Consider the following 3,542-nt stretch of genomic DNA (forward strand, 5'->3'; position numbering starts at 1 on the left):
GGGCGCGCCCGAGGAGCCCTCCGAAGCCGGCCAGGCGATCGCCGCCATGGGCCTGTCGCGGATGAGCCTGCAGGAGCTGAAGGACAAGTCGCCGGCCGACCTTCTCGCCTTCGCCGAACAGCTCGACATCGAGAACGCCAACTCCATGCGCAAGCAGGACATGATGTTCGCGATCCTGAAGACCCTCGCCGAGGAAGGCGTGGAGATCTTCGGCTCCGGCACCCTGGAGGTCGTGCAGGACGGCTTCGGTTTCCTGCGCAGCCCCGAGGCCAACTACCTGCCCGGCCCCGACGACATCTACGTCTCCCCCTCGCAGATCCGGAAGTTCGGCCTGCGGACCGGGGACACGGTCGAGGGCGGCATCCGCGCGCCACGCGAGGGCGAGCGCTACTTCGCCCTGGTCAACGTCAGCCAGATCAACTTCGAGAACCCGGAGAACGTCCGCCACAAGGTCCTGTTCGACAACCTGACGCCGCTCTATCCGGACGAGCGGCTGAAGATGGAGATCGACGATCCGACCCTGAAGGACCGCTCCGGCCGGGTGATCGACATCGTCGCCCCGCTCGGCAAGGGCCAGCGCTGCCTGATCGTCGCCCCCCCGCGGGTCGGCAAGACGATCATGATGCAGAACATCGCCAAGGCGATCGCGGCCAACCATCCCGAATGCTACCTGATCGTGCTCCTGGTGGACGAGCGCCCCGAGGAAGTCACCGACATGCAGCGCACGGTGAAGGGCGAGGTGATCTCCTCGACCTTCGACGAGCCGGCTGCGCGCCACGTGCAAGTCGCTGAAATGGTTATCGAAAAAGCCAAGCGGCTGGTCGAGCACAAGCGCGACGTGGTGATCCTGCTGGACAACATCACCCGCCTCGGGCGGGCCTACAACACCGTCGTGCCGTCCTCCGGCAAGGTGCTCACCGGCGGCGTCGACGCCAACGCCCTGCAGCGGCCGAAGCGGTTCTTCGGCGCCGCGCGGAACATCGAGGAAGGCGGCTCGCTGACCATCATCTCCACCTCGCTGATCGACACCGGCAGCCGGATGGACGAGGTGATCTTCGAAGAGTTCAAGGGCACCGGGAACTCGGAAATCGTGCTCGACCGGAAGGTGGCCGACAAGCGGATCTACCCGGCCATCGACATCCTGAAGTCCGGCACCCGCAAGGAGGAGCTGATCACGCCGAAGGACCAGCTCTCCAAGACCCACGTGCTGCGCCGGATCCTCGCGCCCATGGGCGCCCAGGACGCCATCGAGTTCCTGCTCGACAAGCTCCGGCAGTCGAAGAACAACGACGAGTTCTACCAGTCGATGAACACCTGACGGCGGCGCCCTGTTTCACGTGAAACACGGCCTCAAGGCCCTACCCGGACGGCGGGCAGGTTGCGGCCGGACTGGTGCAGGACCAGGCCTGTGACGCGCCCGTCGGCTCCGCGCTCGAAAGTCAGCTGGGCGTCCACGACCTTGTAGAAGAACGCGTTGGCTCCCTCCGGGAAGATGGGGGCCTTGCCCTGCCCGGTGAGCTGCGCGAACAGCTGGGCGCCGTCGCGGGTGATGAACACCGAGGCCGCGGGGGCGAAGTCGTACTGCCCCACGAACGCCTGCAGCGCCTCGGGCGGAAGCGTGATCTGGTGGTGCGCGCTCCGCGGCGGCGGGGCCGGCAGGAGCGGATAGCCCGACAGCAGGTGGAGACCGATGTCGTCGCCGCCGCGGCTGGTGGCGGCGTTGGTCATCACCACGACGCCGACCCTGGCCTGCGGGTCGAAGCCCATGAAGGTGCGGAAGCCGCCCGTGCCGCCGTTGTGCCAGACGATCTGCCGACCGTTCACCGACGAGATCAGCCAGGCGAGCGCGGTCTGCATGTTCGGCGCGGGGCCGGGGCGGCGCGGCGCGAGCTGGGCGGCCATGGCGGCCTTCAACGGCGTCGGCTCGAAGCCGAGCTCCGCCGCCAGGAAGGTCGCGATATCGGCCGCGCTGGACCGGAGCGCGCCGGCGCCGGCGAGCGTCGGGAGGTCCCAGTTGGGCGTGGGCTCGAGCGCGGCCGTGTAGCCCTGCGCCATCCGCGCCTTCAAGGCGGGGGTCAAGGTGATCGCCGTGCTGGTCATGCCGAGCGGGCCGGCGATCCGCGTCCGCACCAGGGTCTCGTAGTCGCCGCCGGCCCGACGGGCGAGCAGGTGGCCAAGCAGGCCGCCGCCGAGGTTGGAGTACTCGTACTTCGCGCCGGGCTCGCGACCGAGTTGGTAGCTGGTCAGGAAGGCGTAGAGGTCCTCGACGGTATAATCGGCATAGGGATTGAGCGGGTCCTTCGGCTTGAAGTTGGTCGGCAGGCGGGGCAGGCCCGACGTGTGAGTCGCCAGGTCGATGAGCGTGATCTGGCGGCCGTTCCGTTCCGGCGCATGCACGGAGGGCGGCAGCAGCTTCTGGATCGGCTCGTCCAGGCTCACCTCGCCCTTCTGCACGGCGATCGCCAGCAGCAGGCTGGTGAACACCTTGGTCATCGAGCCGATCTCGAAGATGGTGTCGGGGCCCACCTGGCCCGGAACGCCCTTCATGCGCGGGCCGTAGCTCACGAAGCGCCGCCCTTTGGCCTCGACGACGCCGACGACGGCCGCGACCCCGTCCTTCTGGATGTCGATCCGCTCGACCAGGATCCGGCGGATAGCCTCGCTGTCGGGCGTGACCCAGGCCGCGGACGTCTGCGCCCGGGCCTTCATCGCCGCCGCGCCCGCCGCCGCGCCGAGCGTGACCTCCCGCCGCGTGATGGCCATGTGCGCCTCCCTGCCGAGGCGGGCATACTCCCTCGCCGCAGGAGGCGATGGCAAGGCGGACCGTTTCACGTGAAACAAGCGCGAGGTCGCCCGGCCAGCTCTCCCCCGCGCTCGCGGGGAGGCGCTGGCGTTCACGGAATCAGCAGGCTCGCCCCGATGGTCGCGCGGCTCTCCAGCGCCTCGTGCGCCCGGCGCGCCTCGGCCAGTGGGTAGGTCTGGCCGATCTCGATCCTGATCTTGCCCGACCGGATCATCTCGAACACCGCCGCCGCGCTGGCGTCGAGCTCTTCGGTGGTGGTGATGTAGTCGAACAGCGTCGGGCGGGTGAGGTAGAGCGAGCCCGCCTGGGCCAGCCGGCCGGGTGGCACGGGATCGGGCGCGCCGGAGGCGTTGCCGAACGAGACGAACAGACCGCGCCGCGCCAGGCTCTTCAGCGTGCCCTCGAAGGTATCCTTGCCCACGGAGTCATACGCCACCGGCACGCCGCGCCCGCCGGTGACGCGGCGGACCTCCTCGGCCACGTCCTGCTCGCGGTAGAGAATGACGTGGTCGGCGCCGAGCTCGCGCGCGCGCGCCGCCTTGGCGTCGGAACCCACCGTCGCGATCGCCGTCGCGCCGAGCGCCTTGGCCCACTGGGTCATGATCTGGCCGACGCCGCCCGCCGCCGCATGCACCAGGATGGTCTCCCCGCCGCTCACCCGATAGGTGCGGTTGAGCAGGGCCTCGACGGTCATGCCCTTCAGCAGGGCGGCCGCCGCGGTGCGGGAATCGACGCCGTC

The 3,542-nt window shown here is 69.4% G+C and carries 3 protein-coding genes; 1 reads left to right on the forward strand and 2 read right to left on the reverse strand.

Translation table 11 applies throughout. The annotated features are described in order from the left end of the window. On the forward strand, window positions 1-1,318 hold a 1,318-nt coding region (rho, locus tag VLI41_RS06100), incomplete at its 5' end, for a transcription termination factor Rho (RefSeq protein WP_325267173.1). 32 nt (window positions 1,319-1,350) lie between these two features. Here the strand turns inward: rho and VLI41_RS06105 are convergent. Both VLI41_RS06105 and VLI41_RS06110 read right to left on the reverse strand, forming a co-directional pair. Next, the gene (locus tag VLI41_RS06105) at window positions 1,351-2,763 is read right to left on the reverse strand and encodes a serine hydrolase (RefSeq protein WP_325267174.1); all 1,413 of its coding nucleotides are present in this window, start codon (window positions 2,761-2,763) and stop codon (window positions 1,351-1,353) included. 131 nt (window positions 2,764-2,894) lie between these two features. Beyond that, the coding region (locus tag VLI41_RS06110; RefSeq protein ID WP_325267175.1) for a quinone oxidoreductase at window positions 2,895-3,542 on the reverse strand (648 nt) is incomplete at its 5' end.

The organism is Phenylobacterium sp. (assembly GCF_035475775.1).
Lineage (GTDB): Bacteria > Pseudomonadota > Alphaproteobacteria > Caulobacterales > Caulobacteraceae > Phenylobacterium.

Excerpts from the sequence above, each read along its gene's own strand:
- VLI41_RS06105 (WP_325267174.1), bottom strand. The coding sequence starts at position 2,763 with ATGGCCATCACGCGGCGGGAGGTCACGCTCGGCGCGGCGGCGGGCGCG.